The sequence below is a fragment of the Acidovorax sp. 93 genome, from assembly GCF_003633835.1.
In the GTDB taxonomy this organism is placed as follows: Bacteria; Pseudomonadota; Gammaproteobacteria; order Burkholderiales; family Burkholderiaceae_C; genus Acidovorax; species Acidovorax facilis.
The window spans coordinates 4,822,501-4,837,099 of the sequence record NZ_RBIT01000001.1 but is presented as its reverse complement, the minus strand read 5'-3'; the positions used below and the strand labels follow the sequence as shown (position 1 = coordinate 4,837,099).

The following is a 14,599-nucleotide window of genomic DNA, read 5'->3' as shown; positions in this document are numbered from 1 at the left end:
AACACCTAGCACCTGGCCGGGATGCGGCACACTCGCTCCCCGCAACATCCCAGCCTACGGACCGCGCCAGGAACAAATTTTCCCCATGACGATGACGCCCCGCCTCCGAAAATTCTGGAACCTGCTGATCCTGCTTGGGGGCATGGTGGGCAGCATGTTCATCGCCGGCCAATGGGCCTGGCAGCGTTCACTGCAGGAAGAAAACCGCAGCGTGCAGGGCCAACTGGCGCTCTACGGCCAGGCCCTGGCCCAGCGCATCGACCGCTACCGCACCCTGCCCGAAGTGCTGGCGCTGGATGCACAGCTGCGCAACGCGCTGACCCACCCACTGAGTGCGGCCGATGGGGAGCAGCTCAACCGCAAGCTGGAGCAGGCCAACGGTGCCAGCCAATCCTCCACCCTTACCCTGCTCAACCGCGACGGCCTGGCCGTGGCCGCCAGCAACTGGCGCACGGCCACCAGCAATGTGGGGGTGGACTACAGCTTTCGCCCCTACGTGCAGCAGGCGCTGGCCCAGGGGCGCGGCAGCTTCTATGGCATTGGCGTGACCACGGGTGAGCCGGGCTACTTTCTGTCTCAGGCCATCCACGACGACCATGGCCAGACGCTGGGGCTGGTGGCCATCAAGATCGCGCTGCAGGAGCTGGAACGCGAGTGGCTGCAGACCACCGACATCGTGCTGGCGTCGGACGCGCATGGCGTGGTTTTTTTGGCCAGCCAGGATGCGTGGCGCTACCGCCTGCTGGAGCCACTGGACGATGAGGAACGCCGCGAGCTGAACGCCACCCGGCAGTACGCCGACCAGCCGCTGCGCCCGCTGGAAGTCCGCGTGGTGGAAGCCCTGGACACTGGCGGTCGGCTGGTCAGCGTGCAGGCCCCTGCCCTGCCCGGCCGCGTGCTGTGGCGGACCCAGCCCCTGCCCGGCACCCCGTGGCAGCTGCACCTGCTGCACGAGACACACAGCAGCTTCGCGGACAGCCGGTGGGCCGCTGCGGCAGGCGCGGGCGGCTGGCTGGCGCTGGGCCTGCTCGTGCTGTTTGTGCGCCAGCGCCAGCGCCTGTCCAGCCTGCGCCAGCGCAGCCGCCAGGAACTGGAGACCGTGCTGCAACAGCACGCGCAGGAGCTGCGCACCGCGCAGGACGGCATCGTGCAGGCGGCGCAGCAAGCCGACATGGGCCTCTCCCGCAGCCTGGAACACCTGCCCCAGGGCGTGGTCATCATCGATGCCGACCTGAAGCTGGTGGCGTGGAACTCGCGCTATGTGCAGCTGTTCCGCTACCCCGCCGACCTGATGCAGGTGGGCCGCCCCATCGAAGACCTGATGCGCCACAACGCACGCCGGGGCCTGCTGGGCCCCGGCCCGGTGGAAGAAGCCATCGCACGCCGCCTGGCCCACCTGCGCAGCGGCACACCCCACCTGCACGAAAGCGCCAAGGACGACGGAACGGTGCTGGAGATCCGGGGCAACCCGCTGCCCGAAGGCGGTTTTGTGACCAGCTACGCCGACATCACCAGCTACAAGAACGCAGCACGCGAGCTGCGATCGCTGGCCGATGCGCTGGAGCAGCGCGTGGCCGACCGCACCCGCGACCTGGACGCCGCGCGGCGCGAAGCCGAGCAGGCCAACCGCTCCAAGACCCGCTTTGTGGCCGCCGCCGTGCACGACCTGCTGCAGCCCCTGAACGCCGCGCGCATGTTCACCTCGCTGCTGCGCAGCCATCTGCCGAGCGACGCCGAACGGCACGCAGTGGACAGCATCGACGGCGCGCTGGCCGCGCAGGACGCCATCCTGAACAGCCTGCTCGACATCTCGCGAATGGAATCGGGCCAGTTCGATGTACACATCCATGACGTGGCCCTGGGCCCGCTGCTGCAGGTGCTGGCCCACAACTTCGGCGTGCTGGCCGAAAGCCAGGGCCTGAAGCTCAGCTGCGTGCCCACGCGCGCCGTGGTGCGCACCGACGAAAACCTGCTGCGCCGCATCCTGCAGAACTTCGTCTCCAACGCCATCCGCTACAGCCGGCATGGGCGCATCGTGGTGGGCTGCCGCAGGGTGGGCAATGACCACCTGCGCATCGAGGTGCATGACCAGGGCCCCGGCATCCCCGAGGCGCTGCAGCGTGAAATTTTCGAAGAATTCCGCCGCCTGGACGAAGGCCGTGCCGACGACCGGGGCGCAGGCCTGGGCCTGGCCATCGTCGAACGCCTGGGCCGCCTTCTAGGGCACGAGATCGGCCTGCGCTCGCAACTGGGGCGCGGCAGCGTGTTCTGGGTGTGTGTGCCGCTGGGCAACCCGGCGGCTGTGCAGCAGGCTGCCGCCGCCCCTGCCACCACACAGCAACCCACCGACGATGCCCCCCTGCAAGGCAGCAGCGCCTGGGTGATTGAGGACGACGGCCCTACCTGCGCCGCCACGCAGGCCCTGCTGCAGCGCTGGGGGTGCACGGTGCCACTGGCCGCTGGCGCACCCGAAGCGCTGGCCGCAGCCCAACCCGGCCAGGCGCCCCAGCTGGTGCTGCTGGACGTGCACCTGGGCAGCCACCACCATGGCCCCGATGTCTACACGGAGCTGTGCCAGCGCTGGGGCCAGGCCCCCGCCGTGATCCTGGTTACCGCCGAACGTGACGCCACCCTACGCCGCCAGGCCGCCGAACGCGGCTGGGGCTTTCTGGCCAAGCCGGTGCGGGCCCCCGCGCTGCGGGCGCTGGTGAGCCAGACATTGCTGAGACAGGGAGCATCCCCCTGAGCCGCTGCGCGGCGTCTCGCGCATCGTGCTACGCCCGGTTTGAGAGGCTTCGCTCGTCGCTACACTTTTAGTAGCTACCAGCGCTTGATGAATGGGCGACAGCGGCCGTTTTGATGCAGATCTCAACCTCAGGAAGACACGCCGTCTTCCGTCTCCAGGCTCTTGACCAGCACCGCCGCCTGCGTGCGGCTGTAGCACGCGAGCTTTTTCAGGATGGCGGTGACATGCACCTTCACCGTGTTCTCGGCCAGGCCCAGCGCGGCCGCGATCTGCTTGTTGAGCAGGCCATCGGCCAGGCACAGCAGCACGCGGAACTGCTGGGGCGTGAGCTGCGCGAGCCGCGCGGCCAGCTCGGCGTCGGCCTCGGAGCGTTCGGCCGCCATGGGCGGGAACCAGCTGCCGCCGTCCAGCACGGCCTGGATGGCGTCGCCCATGGCGTCGGCGGGCGCGGACTTGGGGATGAAGCCCGCCGCGCCAAACTGCTGGGCGCGGCGGATGACGCGGGGGTGGTCGTTGGACGAGATGATGACCACGGGCAGCTCGGGGTATTCGCCGCGCACATGCAGCAGGGCCGAGAAGCCGCGCGTGCCGGGCATGCTCAGGTCCAGCAGCACCAGCTCGACCTCGGGGTGGTCCTGCAGCGCCTGGCCCAGGGTGGCGGCGCTGGCCGCCTCCAGGGTGCGGAACTGCGGCAGCCGCTCGCGCAGCACGTGCAGCACGGCCGCACGGAACAGCGGGTGGTCGTCAGCGACGAGGAGCGTGGGCGCGGTGGACATGGATTGCGCAGTCTGCCACGGGGAGCCGTCACCCCGCACCACAGGCCGCCCGACAGCCAGCCACCGAGTGGGGCGCGGCCCGGCGAGCGCCACCGTGGAGCCGGCTTTGCCGGGCCACCGGAGGCGTCCCCCTCAGGGGGATGGCGCGAAGCGCCTCAGGGGGAGTCATTCGCCTTTCCAGAACGCGGGCTGTGCGTACTGGTGCTTGAGGTGCTCGATCCACAGCCGCACGCGCAGCGGCAGGTGTTTGCGCTGGGGGAAGACCACGTAGATGCCGTTGGGCGGTGCGGCAAAGTCCTCCAGCACCGCGACCAGTCGGCCTGCGGCGATCTCGGCCTCGACCTCCCAGGTGCTGCGCCAGGCAATGCCCCAGCCGCCCAGGCACCAGTCGTGCAGCACCTGGCCGTCGGAGCAGTCGAGCGGCCCGCCGGGCTTGAGGTGCATGACCTCGGTGGAGCCATCCGCATGCGGCACTCTGAACGCCCAGCCGCGCGTCTGCGATGCGTCGCTGGAGAGCGTGAGGCAGTCGTGCTGGACCAGCTCGGCCGGGGCGCGCGGGGTGCCGCGCCGCGCCAGGTATTCGGGCGTGGCCACGCACAGGCGGCGGTTGTCGGCAATGCGCACGCTCACCAGCGACGAGTCGGGCAAATCGCCCACGCGCACGGCGCAGTCAAAGCCTTCGCCCGCCAAGTCCACCACGCGGTCGCTAAGGTTGAGGGAGATGGTCACGTCGGGGTGCGCGGAGCGAAAGCGCGGCACCAGCGGCGCCACATGTCGGCGGCCAAAACCGGCGGGCGCGGTGATGCGCAAATGGCCCGTGGCCTTGACGCCGCCTTCGGACACGCTGGCCTCGGCATTGGCCACGTCGGCCAGCAGGCGCTGGCAATCTTCCAGAAACGCGCTGCCCTCGTGCGTGAGGCTGATGCGGCGTGTGGTACGCACCAACAGCTTCACGCCCAGGTGTTCTTCAAGCGCGTCGAGCCGCCGCCCCATGATGGCGGGCGCCACGCCCTCGGCCTTGGCGGCTGCGGTGAGGCTGCCGCGTGTGGCCACCGATACAAAGGATTCGAAGGCCTTGAGTTTGTCCATGGGCGGTGATTATGGAGACATCCCAGCGGGTGCCTGCACCCGGCCGCTGTAGCGCGGCGGCGCCCGGTGGCTGAAAAAATGGAAGCAAAAACAGGCCCTTGCGCGCGACCAGATTGCCTTTATAGCTATTATTAATATAGCAATCAGGTCAATCGGGACTTGAGGAACCCCACGGTGCCGTAGCGCTTGACCTCGGTGTAGAGGTCGCGCGTGAGGCCCTGCACCATGGCGGTGTAGGCATCGGCCAGATCGGGCGCGATGGTGAAGTGGTCGTAGTTCACGATCACCGCCACGCGTTCGCCCCGCGTGGCGAGCGGGGCCAGCAGGTGGCGCACCTCCTGCTCGATGGCGGCGATGGTGCTGGCGGTGGTGATCTGCAGGCCCGAGAAATCGATGTGCAGCAGCTGGCGTGCGGCGTCCAGCTCGAAGCGCTGCACCAGCGGGCGGTTGAGCAGTTGCTCGCGCAAGCCCAGCGGGCCGGGCTCGAACAGGCGCATATCCATGGTCTGCAAACCAGGGCTGATGCGCGGCGTGAAGGACATGTGGGCGAGCACGTCGCGGTGCAGGTCGATGCCGGGGGCCAGCTCGATCAGCTCCAGCGCGCCGCTGCCGTCCTCCTCGCCGGAGGGCACGAGGCGGAATACGCAGCGCTCGGTGACGTACAGCACGCGCTGGCCGCGCCGCAGGGCCTCGGCGCCGCTGAAGGTGCGGTGCTCGACCTCGCGCACCAGCTTGCGCGCGCCGCCCTCGTGCAGGATGTGCAGGTGACCGTCCACCGCCTCGACCTGCAGATCGCCCGCCGTGAAGGTGCCGACAAACACCACGATCTTGGCGTTCTGGCTGATGTTGATGAAGCCGCCCGCCCCCGCCAGGCGCGGCCCGAACTTGCTCACGTTGAGGTTGCCGTGCTGGTCGGCCTGCGCCAGGCCCAGGATCGCGATGTCCAGGCCACCACCGTCGTAGAAATCGAACTGGTTGGGCTGGTCGATGATGGCCTGCGGGTTCACGGCGGCGCCAAAGTTCAGCCCGCCGGCGGGGATGCCGCCGATCACGCCTGGCTCGGCCGTGAGGGTGACCAGGTCGATGATGCGCTCTTCGGCAGCGACGTTGGCCACGCCCTCGGGCATACCGATACCCAGGTTGACCACCTGGTGCGGGCGCAGCTCCAGCGCCGCGCGGCGGGCGATGATCTTGCGCTCGGTCAGCGGCATCGCGTCCAGCGTGTCCATGGGCACGCGCAGCTCGCCAGCGAACGCGGCGCTGTAGGGCTCGGCAAAGGTCTGGTGGTGGTGCGCGGGTTCGGTGGCCAGCACCACGGCATCCACCAGCACGCCGGGCACCTTCACCTGCCGGGGGTTGAGCGTGCCGCGCTCGGCGATGCGCTCGACCTGCGCAATGACCACGCCGCCCGAGTTGCGCGCAGCCATGGCGATGGCCAGCGCTTCGAGCGTGAGCGCCTCGCGCTCCATGGTGAGGTTGCCGTCCGCATCGGCCGTGGTCGCGCGGATGATGCCCACATGGATCGGGAAGGCCTTGTAGAACAGGTAGTCCTGCCCGTCGATGGGCAGGATGCGCACCAGGTCTTCGGTGGTGCGCGCATTGAGCTTGCCGCCGCCGTGGCGCGGGTCCACAAAGGTGTCCAGGCCCACGCGCGTGAGCGTGCCGGGCTTGCCTGCAGCGATGTCGCGAAACAAATGCGTGATCACGCCCTGGGGCAGGTTCCAGGCCTCGATCTGGTTGTCCACCGCCAGCTTCTGGATGCGCGGCACCAGGCTCCAGTGCCCACCGATCACGCGCTTGAGCAGCCCCGCGTGGCCCAGGTGGTTGAGGCCGCGCTGCTTGCCATCGCCCTGCCCTGCAGCGTAGACCAGCGTGAGGTCGCGCGGGGTTTGTGTGGACTCCCAGCGCTGGGCCAGTGCCACGGCGATGCTCTCGGCAAAGCCGATGCCCACAAAACCGCCGGTGGCCACGGTGTCGCCGTCGTGGATGAGCTGCACCGCATCGGCGGCGCTGACGATCTTGTTCTTGTAGGCAGCGTTCAGCGCGCCAGCGGCCAGGGGTGCCTGCATGGATTTGTCTCCCGGTGGGGTTATTTTTATGAGCCAGATCACGGCCTCGCAATAGGTTGCGGGGGCGCCCCGGCTCTTCGCGCAGCGTAGTGCTTAACCGGCCGGTGCGCCATTCCGTGCAACTACGGACTGTCACCAGTTTTGCGTAAAAGTCACTGGTTTCGAGCTTTTCACCGTATTTATGTGGAGAAACATTTGCAATACAGTCTGTCCATGGCCTTCTCGCCAAGGTCCGACATTTCTTTGATCCACGTTTCAACAACTCAACTCTTTAGGCACCCTCATGACCGACCGCACCGCAATCCACGGCCTGCAAGTGGCCACCTCCCTGTACCGCTTTGTCGAAGACAAGGTGCTGCCCGGCACGGGTGTCGATGCCGCCGCCTTCTGGAAGGGCTTTGACGCCATCGTGTCGGACCTGGCCCCGCGCAACATCGCCCTGCTGGCCGAGCGCGACCGCCTGCAGACCGAGCTGGACACCTGGCACAAGGCCAACCCCGGCCCCATCAAGGACATGGTGGCCTACCGCAGCTTCCTCGAAAAGATCGGCTATTTGGTGTCCCAGCCCGCCGACGTGAAGGCGACCACCGCCAACGTGGACGACGAGCTGGCCACGCAGGCCGGCCCGCAGCTGGTGGTGCCCATCCTGAACGCCCGCTATGCCCTGAACGCCGCCAATGCGCGCTGGGGCAGCCTGTATGACGCGCTGTATGGCACGGACGCCATCAGCGAAGAAGGTGGCGCCGAAAAGGGCAAGGGCTATAACCCCGTTCGCGGCGCCAAGGTGATTGCCTTTGCGCGCCAGGTGCTGGACGACACGGCGCCGCTGGCTGCTGGCTCGCACAAGGATTCGACCGGCTACAAGGTGGAAGGCGGCCAGCTGGTCGTGTCACTGGCCAATGGCAGCACCACGGGCCTCAAGGACGCATCGCAGTTCAAGGGCTACCAGGGGAGCGCAGCAGCGCCTTCATCGGTGCTGCTGCAGCACAACGGCCTGCACCTGGATATCCAGATCGACCGGTCTACCCCCATCGGCCAGAGCGACGCTGCGGGCGTGAGCGACCTGGTGCTGGAAGCCGCGCTCTCCACCATCCTGGACCTGGAAGACTCCGTGGCCGCCGTGGACGCCGAGGACAAGGTGCTGGGCTACAGCAACTGGCTGGGCATCATCCAGGCGACGCTGACCGAGCAGGTCGCCAAGGGCGGCAAGACCTTCACGCGCGGACTGAACCCTGACCGTGTTTACACGGCCCCCCAAGGCGGAGAAGTGCGCCTGCATGGCCGCTCGCTCATGTTCCTGCGCAATGTGGGCCACCTGATGACCAACCCGGCCATCCTGTGGACCGACGCGCAGGGCACGCAGCGCGAGATCCCCGAAGGCATCATGGATGCAGTGGTCACAACGGCTATCGCATTGCACGACCTGCAAGGCCATGGCGCCAACGGAATCCGCAACTCCCGCAAGGGCAGCGTCTATATCGTCAAGCCCAAGATGCACGGCCCCGCCGAAGTAGGCTTTGCCGCTGAACTCTTCGGCCGTGTCGAGAAGCTGCTGGGCCTGCCCGACAGCACCGTCAAGCTGGGCATCATGGACGAAGAGCGTCGCACGTCCGTCAACCTCAAGGCCTGCATCGCTGCCGCATCGAGCCGCGTGGCGTTCATCAACACCGGCTTCCTCGACCGCACCGGTGACGAAATGCACACCGCCATGCACGCCGGCCCCATGGTGCGCAAGGGCGACATGAAGACCAGCGCCTGGATCCAGTCGTATGAGAAGAACAACGTGCTGGTGGGCCTGAGCTGTGGCCTTCGCGGCAAAGCGCAGATCGGCAAGGGCATGTGGGCCATGCCCGACCTGATGGCCGAGATGCTTAAGCAGAAGATCGCCCACCCCAAGGCCGGTGCCAACACCGCCTGGGTGCCCAGCCCCACGGGCGCCACGCTGCACGCGCTGCATTACCACCAGGTGAAGGTGAGCGACATTCAGATCGAGCTGGAAAAGACCGACGTGAACGCAGAGCGCGACAACCTGCTTACCGGCCTGCTTACGGTGCCCGTGAGCGCCAACCCGAGCTGGTCCGACGCTGAAAAGCAGCAAGAGCTGGACAACAACGCGCAAGGCATCCTGGGCTATGTGGTTCGCTGGGTGGATCAGGGCGTGGGCTGCTCCAAGGTGCCCGACATCCACAACGTGGGTCTGATGGAAGACCGCGCCACGCTGCGCATCAGCAGCCAGCACATGGCCAACTGGCTGCTGCACGGCGTGGTGACGCATGCCCAGGTGAAGGAGACCTTCGAGCGCATGGCCGCCGTGGTCGATGGCCAAAACGCGGGCGACCCGCTGTACCAGCCGATGGCGGGCCACTTTGACACCAGCTACGCCTACCGTGCAGCGCTGGACCTGGTGCTCAAGGGCGAAGAGCAGCCGAGCGGCTACACCGAGCCGCTGCTGCACGCCTGGCGCCTGAGGCTGAAGGCGGCGCAGGCCGCCTGAGCAGCAGGCGGTGGCGCGCGCGTGGGCATCGCGCGCGCTTCAATGGGGCGGTTGCTCCGTTTTTGATAGCTGCTTGCGCCTGATAGTAAAGCGCTAGCAGCTATTTTTTTTTGTTTAAAGTCTTCTTTCAACCCATCTCCACCTCGCTGCGCACAAACCAAAGTTGGTTTACGAACGTGCGACAGGTCGAGGGAATCGGCCCATGGCAGAGGGTTCAACCAGCTTCGCTCCGCAGCGGGGTATGTGCTTGCGCCGTACACTGCACCTCGGCACGCCCACCCCCGTGGCGGGCCACCCGAGTGCAAGCCGAATCCGCCATGACTTCCCCTTCGCCCAGCGCTAGTAGCGCTACCGATGCGCCCACCGCATCCGTCTGCCCCCTGTGCGGGCAGCCAAACCTCTGCGCGATTGCCGCCGGACAGCCAGCCGAGAGTTGCTGGTGCATGGCCCCCGGGTCCGTTGCCTCCGAGGCGCTGGTCGCGCTGCGGCCCGAACAACGGGGCAAGACCTGTATCTGCCCGGCCTGCGGATCACGCGGGACGCCGCCCTCTCCGTCGTCGTCGCCGCTTGCACCGTCGTAGCAGCCCGCGTCGATATGATTTCGCCTTTGTTTTTTGTTTGTGCAACCACCCCTACTGCAAGGAAGCTGAAATGCCCACGTACCACATCGAAATGATGGAAGGCCGCACGGTCGAACAAAAGAAGAAGCTGGTGGAGGAAATCACCCGCGTTTCCGTTGAAATCCTGGGTGGCTCGCCCGAGTCGGTGGACATTCTCATAACCGATATCAAGCGCGAAAACTGGGCCACGGGCGGCAAGCTCTGGTCTGAGCGCACCTGAGCGGCTCTTAGCGTTTTCGCCCTCGCACCGTTTCAGAAATTTGACGCTCACGACGCCATGACCCAGGCAGGCTCGCTGGCCGTTTTGCGGGAGCGCTACGGAGAGCGCTACCGCTGGTTGGTGCTGCTGTCGGTCATGGTGGGAACGATGGCGTCGATCATGTCGTCCACCATCGTGAACGTGGCCATCCCCGACATGAGCCACTACTTCACGCTGGGCCAGGAACGCGCGCAGTGGGTCACCTCGGGCTTCATGGTGGCCACCACAGTCTCGATGCTCACCACGCCCTGGCTGCTGTCGCGCTACGGGTACCGCGCCACCTACGTGGGTGCCATGTTGCTGCTGCTGGCGGGTGGCATTGGCGGCGGACTCGCCCAGGATTTCGGCCTGGTGCTGGTCGCCCGGGTGGCGGAGGGCCTGGCGGCAGGCGTTGTTCAACCGATCCCGGCCGTCATCATTCTTTACGCCTTCAAACCCCATGAGCAGGGCCGCGCCAGCGGCATCTTCGGCATGGGCGTTGTACTGGCACCCGCCATCGGGCCCAGCATCGGCGGCTTGCTGGTGGACTGGTTTGGCTGGCGCTCGATTTTTTTCATGGTGGTGCCGCTTTGCCTGGCGTCCATCTGGTTGGCTTACAAGTTTGTGCCCGTCACCGCCCCCGGCGGCGTAGAGGCCAACCGCCAAGGTGAGGCGCTGGACTGGCGCGGGCTCCTGCTGGGCACTGTGGGTACGCTGTGCTTGCTCAATGGCCTGGTGTCGCTGCATGGCGGCTCCGTGGCCGAGGCACTCGGCCTGCTGTCGGGAGCGGTGGTGGCTGTCGCGTGTTTCATTGCTTGGCAGCGCAAGTTGCTGCGCACGGGCCGCAAGCCGCTGATGGATCTGCGCCTGTTTCAGTACCGCCAGTTCGCCATGGGCAGCGTGGTGGCATTCATCTACGGTACGGCCTTGTTCGGGTCCACCTATCTGCTGCCAGTGTTCATGCAGTTGGGGCTGGACTTGTCGGCATCACATGTGGGTACGCTCATGCTGCCAGCAGGATTTGTCCTTGCCAGCACCATCGCGGTGGTGGGCCGACTTGCCGACCACCAGCCCACCCATTTTCTGGTCAGCATCGGACTGGGCTTGCTGGCGCTTTCGTTTGGACTCATGGTGTTTGTGGGCTTGGGCTCTTCATTGTGGATGCTGGTGGCGTTTGCAATTTTGGGCCGCATTGGTCTCGGCTTCATCCTGCCCTCGTTGAACCTCGGGGCCATGCGGCCTCTGGACAAATCACTTATCTCGCAGGGCTCCAGCACCATCGGCTTCTTGCGCATGCTGGGCGGGGCAGCCGGCGTCAGCCTGTGTGGCATCGTCCTGGAGTGGCGATTGAGCGCCCATGGCGCCTCGCTGGTCGCGGTCGCCAGCGGCCCGGCCCGTATCACTGCGTTCGGCGAAACCTTTTTGATGCTGACCTTGTTGTGCCTGCTGGCCTTGGTAGCCGCCTGGCAACTGCGGGAAGCCAAGCCCCGTTGAACGGACCACCTATCGCCATCGCCTTCGCTGGACCGCATCGGGCATGATCTGGCTGCACCGCCAAGACTTCAGAGAAACGGAATCTCCCCATGTGCCAACTGCTCGGCATGAATTGCAATGTTCCCACCGACGTGACCTTCAGCTTCACGGGATTTGCGCAACGGGGAGGAAAAACGGATCACCACAGCGATGGATGGGGCATCGCCTTTTTTGAAGACAAAGGCCTACGACATTTTGTAGATCATCAGGCAGCGGTGGAGTCTCCGGTGGCAGAGCTGATCCGCCGATACCCGATCAAAAGCAAAAACGTCATCGCCCACATTCGCAAGGCGACCCAGGGCGTTGTCAGCCTTCAAAACTGCCACCCCTTCGTGCGTGAACTCTGGGGACGCTATTGGGTTTTTGCCCACAACGGCGATTTGAAGGATTTCCGCCCCCGCCTCCACTCGCATTTCCGCCCGGTGGGCGACACCGACAGCGAACATGCTTTTTGCTGGATCATGCAGGAGTTGGCAAAGTCCCATGCCAGCGTGCCGTCCGTCCCGGAACTGACTTTGACGCTGAAAGAGCTGGCCGCACGGATCAGCCCCCACGGCACCTTCAATTTCTTGCTCTCGAATGGTCAGGCGCTATGGTCCCATGCGACTACCAGCTTGTACTACCTAGAGCGCCGGTATCCGTTTGGACAGGCGCAACTGAGTGATGAAGACGTCAGCCTCGACTTTTCCCGGGAAACCAATGAAAAAGACGAAGTGGCCGTGATTGTGACGAGCCCGCTGACGACCAATGAAACCTGGACAGCGTTTGGTAAAAGCGAATTGCTGGTGTTTTGCGAAGGCAGAAGACTGGACGTCTAAGCACTAGCGCTGTGCGCGCGATGCGATCCAAGGGGCTTGTCTCGGGCGGGAGCCTTTGGCCGTGTAGCTTCAGTGTCCAGAGAGTCGGCATGCAACGCTCTCGAAGCCATCCTCCATTGCATTAGCGTCACGCCCAAAGCAAAAAACCCCAGTCAAATATGACTGGGGTTTTCTGGGCTGTAAGAGCCTGACGATGACCTACTTTCACACGGGAACCCGCACTATCATCGGCGCAAAGTCGTTTCACTGTCCTGTTCGGGATGGGAAGGAGTGGTACCAACTTGCTATGGTCATCAGGCATAACTTGGTGCTGAGCTGTTCAAGGAACAGCTCAGCGAATTCATAGAGTTTGGAATCAGATTTTTGTGTCTTTTGACTGCGTCAACTTGGCATAACAATCTTTGAGCTTTTCACACATTCCTTACGGTTTGCATATTGGCTATCAAAGTTATAGGGTCAAGCCGCACGAGCAATTAGTATCAGTTAGCTTAACGCATTACTGCGCTTCCACACCTGACCTATCAACGTCCTGGTCTTGAACGACTCTTTAGGGGGCTCAAGGCCCCGGCAGATCTCATCTTGAAACGAGTTTCCCGCTTAGATGCTTTCAGCGGTTATCTCTTCCACACTTAGCTACTCGGCAATGCCACTGGCGTGACAACCGATACACCAGAGGTGTGTCCACTCCGGTCCTCTCGTACTAGGAGCAGGCTTCCTCAAATCTGCAGCGCCCACGGAAGATAGGGACCAAACTGTCTCACGACGTTTTAAACCCAGCTCACGTACCTCTTTAAATGGCGAACAGCCATACCCTTGGGACCGGCTACAGCCCCAGGATGAGATGAGCCGACATCGAGGTGCCAAACACCGCCGTCGATATGAACTCTTGGGCGGTATCAGCCTGTTATCCCCAGAGTACCTTTTATCCGTTGAGCGATGGCCCTTCCATACAGAACCACCGGATCACTATGTCCTGCTTTCGCATCTGCTCGACTTGTCAGTCTCGCAGTTAAGCACGCTTATGCCATTGCACTATCGTCACGATGTCCGACCGTAACTAGCGTACCTTCGAACTCCTCCGTTACGCTTTGGGAGGAGACCGCCCCAGTCAAACTGCCTACCATGCACTGTCCCCGATCCAGATAATGGACCTAGGTTAGAACCTCAAACACACCAGGGTGGTATTTCAACGTTGGCTCCATGACATCTAGCGACATCACTTCAAAGCCTCCCACCTATCCTACACAGATCTGTTCAAAGTCCAATACAAAGCTACAGTAAAGGTTCATGGGGTCTTTCCGTCTTTCCGCGGGGAGATTGCATCATCACAAACATTTCAACTTCGCTGAGTCTCAGGAGGAGACAGTGTGGCCATCGTTACGCCATTCGTGCAGGTCGGAACTTACCCGACAAGGAATTTCGCTACCTTAGGACCGTTATAGTTACGGCCGCCGTTTACTGGGACTTCAATCAAGAGCTTGCACCCCATCATTTAATCTTCCAGCACCGGGCAGGCGTCACACCCTATACGTCCACTTTCGTGTTTGCAGAGTGCTGTGTTTTTATTAAACAGTCGCAGCCACCGATTTTTTGCAACCCCGTTGGGCTCGCCTTGTACAGGTTCACCTACTTGGGGCATACCTTCTCCCGAAGTTACGGTATCAATTTGCCGAGTTCCTTCTCCTGAGTTCTCTCAAGCGCCTTAGAATACTCATCTCGCGCACCAGTGTCGGTTTGCGGTACGGTCGTCAATAGCTGAAGCTTAGTGGCTTTTCCTGGAAGCAGGGTATCACTCACTTCGTCTGCAAGCAGACTCGTTATCACCCCTCATCTAAGCCCGGCGGATTTGCCTACCAGGCACGACTACAGGCTTGAACCAACATATCCAACAGTTGGCTGAGCTAACCTTCTCCGTCCCCACATCGCACTATTGATCGGTACAGGAATATTGACCTGTTTCCCATCAGCTACGCATCTCTGCCTCGCCTTAGGGGCCGACTCACTCTACGCCGATGAACGTTGCGTAGAAAACCTTGCGCTTACGGCGAGGGGGCTTTTCACCCCCTTTAACGCTACTCATGTCAGCATTCGCACTTCTGATACCTCCAGCATCCGTTACCAGACACCTTCACAGGCCTACAGAACGCTCTCCTACCACGTGCAATAAATTGCACATCCGCAGCTTCGGTAACTGGCTTAGCCCCGTTACATCTTCC

General features: G+C 63.8%; 9 protein-coding genes and 2 rRNA genes (1 of these 11 cut by a window edge). 6 read left to right on the top strand and 5 right to left on the bottom strand.

Going from position 1 to position 14,599, the window contains the following annotated elements:
- The first annotated feature begins 85 nt into the window (after positions 1–85).
- Positions 86–2,746, top strand: a complete 2,661-nt coding sequence (locus C8C93_RS22035; RefSeq protein WP_121508304.1) for a PAS-domain containing protein — start codon at positions 86–88, stop codon at positions 2,744–2,746.
- A 128-nt stretch (positions 2,747–2,874) separates the two neighbouring features.
- On the opposite strand, the gene C8C93_RS22030 is transcribed toward C8C93_RS22035, so the two are convergent.
- The 3 genes from C8C93_RS22030 to C8C93_RS22020 form a co-directional block, all read right to left on the bottom strand.
- Positions 2,875–3,522, bottom strand: coding sequence for a response regulator transcription factor (locus tag C8C93_RS22030; protein WP_121508303.1), 648 nt, complete (start codon positions 3,520–3,522; stop codon positions 2,875–2,877).
- 165 nt (positions 3,523–3,687) lie between these two features.
- A complete protein-coding gene (locus tag C8C93_RS22025; protein WP_094290427.1) occupies positions 3,688–4,611 on the bottom strand; it encodes a LysR family transcriptional regulator in 924 nt (307 codons plus the stop codon).
- A 143-nt stretch (positions 4,612–4,754) separates the two neighbouring features.
- Complete coding sequence (locus C8C93_RS22020; RefSeq protein WP_121508302.1) at positions 4,755–6,680, bottom strand: acyl CoA:acetate/3-ketoacid CoA transferase; 1,926 nt, start codon at positions 6,678–6,680, stop codon at positions 4,755–4,757.
- 283 nt (positions 6,681–6,963) lie between these two features.
- Here C8C93_RS22020 and C8C93_RS22015 point away from each other — a divergent pair, with 283 nt between their 5' ends.
- The 5 genes from C8C93_RS22015 (at position 6,964) to C8C93_RS21995 (ending at position 12,383) form a co-directional block, all read left to right on the top strand.
- Entirely contained in the window at positions 6,964–9,174 is a 2,211-nt protein-coding gene (locus C8C93_RS22015; protein WP_121508301.1) for a malate synthase G, read from the top strand.
- A 317-nt stretch (positions 9,175–9,491) separates the two neighbouring features.
- On the top strand, positions 9,492–9,755 hold the full coding sequence (locus C8C93_RS22010) for a cysteine-rich CWC family protein (protein WP_121508300.1): 264 nt from the start codon (positions 9,492–9,494) through the stop codon (positions 9,753–9,755).
- Positions 9,756–9,825: 70 nt separating this feature from the next.
- The gene (locus C8C93_RS22005) at positions 9,826–10,014 is read left to right on the top strand and encodes a 4-oxalocrotonate tautomerase (protein ID WP_121508299.1); all 189 of its coding nucleotides are present in this window, start codon (positions 9,826–9,828) and stop codon (positions 10,012–10,014) included.
- Positions 10,015–10,071: 57 nt separating this feature from the next.
- On the top strand, positions 10,072–11,526 hold the full coding sequence (locus C8C93_RS22000) for a DHA2 family efflux MFS transporter permease subunit (RefSeq protein WP_121508298.1): 1,455 nt from the start codon (positions 10,072–10,074) through the stop codon (positions 11,524–11,526).
- 89 nt (positions 11,527–11,615) lie between these two features.
- Positions 11,616–12,383, top strand: coding sequence for a class II glutamine amidotransferase (locus C8C93_RS21995; protein WP_055397964.1), 768 nt, complete (start codon positions 11,616–11,618; stop codon positions 12,381–12,383).
- Between the two features lie 185 nt (positions 12,384–12,568).
- On the opposite strand, the gene rrf is transcribed toward C8C93_RS21995, so the two are convergent.
- Both rrf and C8C93_RS21985 read right to left on the bottom strand, forming a co-directional pair.
- Positions 12,569–12,681, bottom strand: a 5S ribosomal RNA gene (gene rrf, locus C8C93_RS21990).
- A gap of 154 nt (positions 12,682–12,835) precedes the next feature.
- Positions 12,836–14,599, bottom strand: a 23S ribosomal RNA gene (locus C8C93_RS21985) (it continues 1,115 nt past the right edge of the window).

Excerpts from the sequence above, each read along its gene's own strand:
- C8C93_RS22035 (WP_121508304.1), top strand. The coding sequence starts at position 86 with ATGACGATGACGCCCCGCCTCCGAAAATTCTGGAACCTGCTGATCCTG.
- C8C93_RS22030 (WP_121508303.1), bottom strand. The coding sequence starts at position 3,522 with ATGTCCACCGCGCCCACGCTCCTCGTCGCTGACGACCACCCGCTGTTC.
- C8C93_RS22025 (WP_094290427.1), bottom strand. The coding sequence starts at position 4,611 with ATGGACAAACTCAAGGCCTTCGAATCCTTTGTATCGGTGGCCACACGC.
- C8C93_RS22020 (WP_121508302.1), bottom strand. The coding sequence starts at position 6,680 with ATGCAGGCACCCCTGGCCGCTGGCGCGCTGAACGCTGCCTACAAGAAC.
- C8C93_RS22015 (WP_121508301.1), top strand. The coding sequence starts at position 6,964 with ATGACCGACCGCACCGCAATCCACGGCCTGCAAGTGGCCACCTCCCTG.
- C8C93_RS22010 (WP_121508300.1), top strand. The coding sequence starts at position 9,492 with ATGACTTCCCCTTCGCCCAGCGCTAGTAGCGCTACCGATGCGCCCACC.
- C8C93_RS22005 (WP_121508299.1), top strand. The coding sequence starts at position 9,826 with ATGCCCACGTACCACATCGAAATGATGGAAGGCCGCACGGTCGAACAA.
- C8C93_RS22000 (WP_121508298.1), top strand. The coding sequence starts at position 10,072 with ATGACCCAGGCAGGCTCGCTGGCCGTTTTGCGGGAGCGCTACGGAGAG.
- C8C93_RS21995 (WP_055397964.1), top strand. The coding sequence starts at position 11,616 with ATGTGCCAACTGCTCGGCATGAATTGCAATGTTCCCACCGACGTGACC.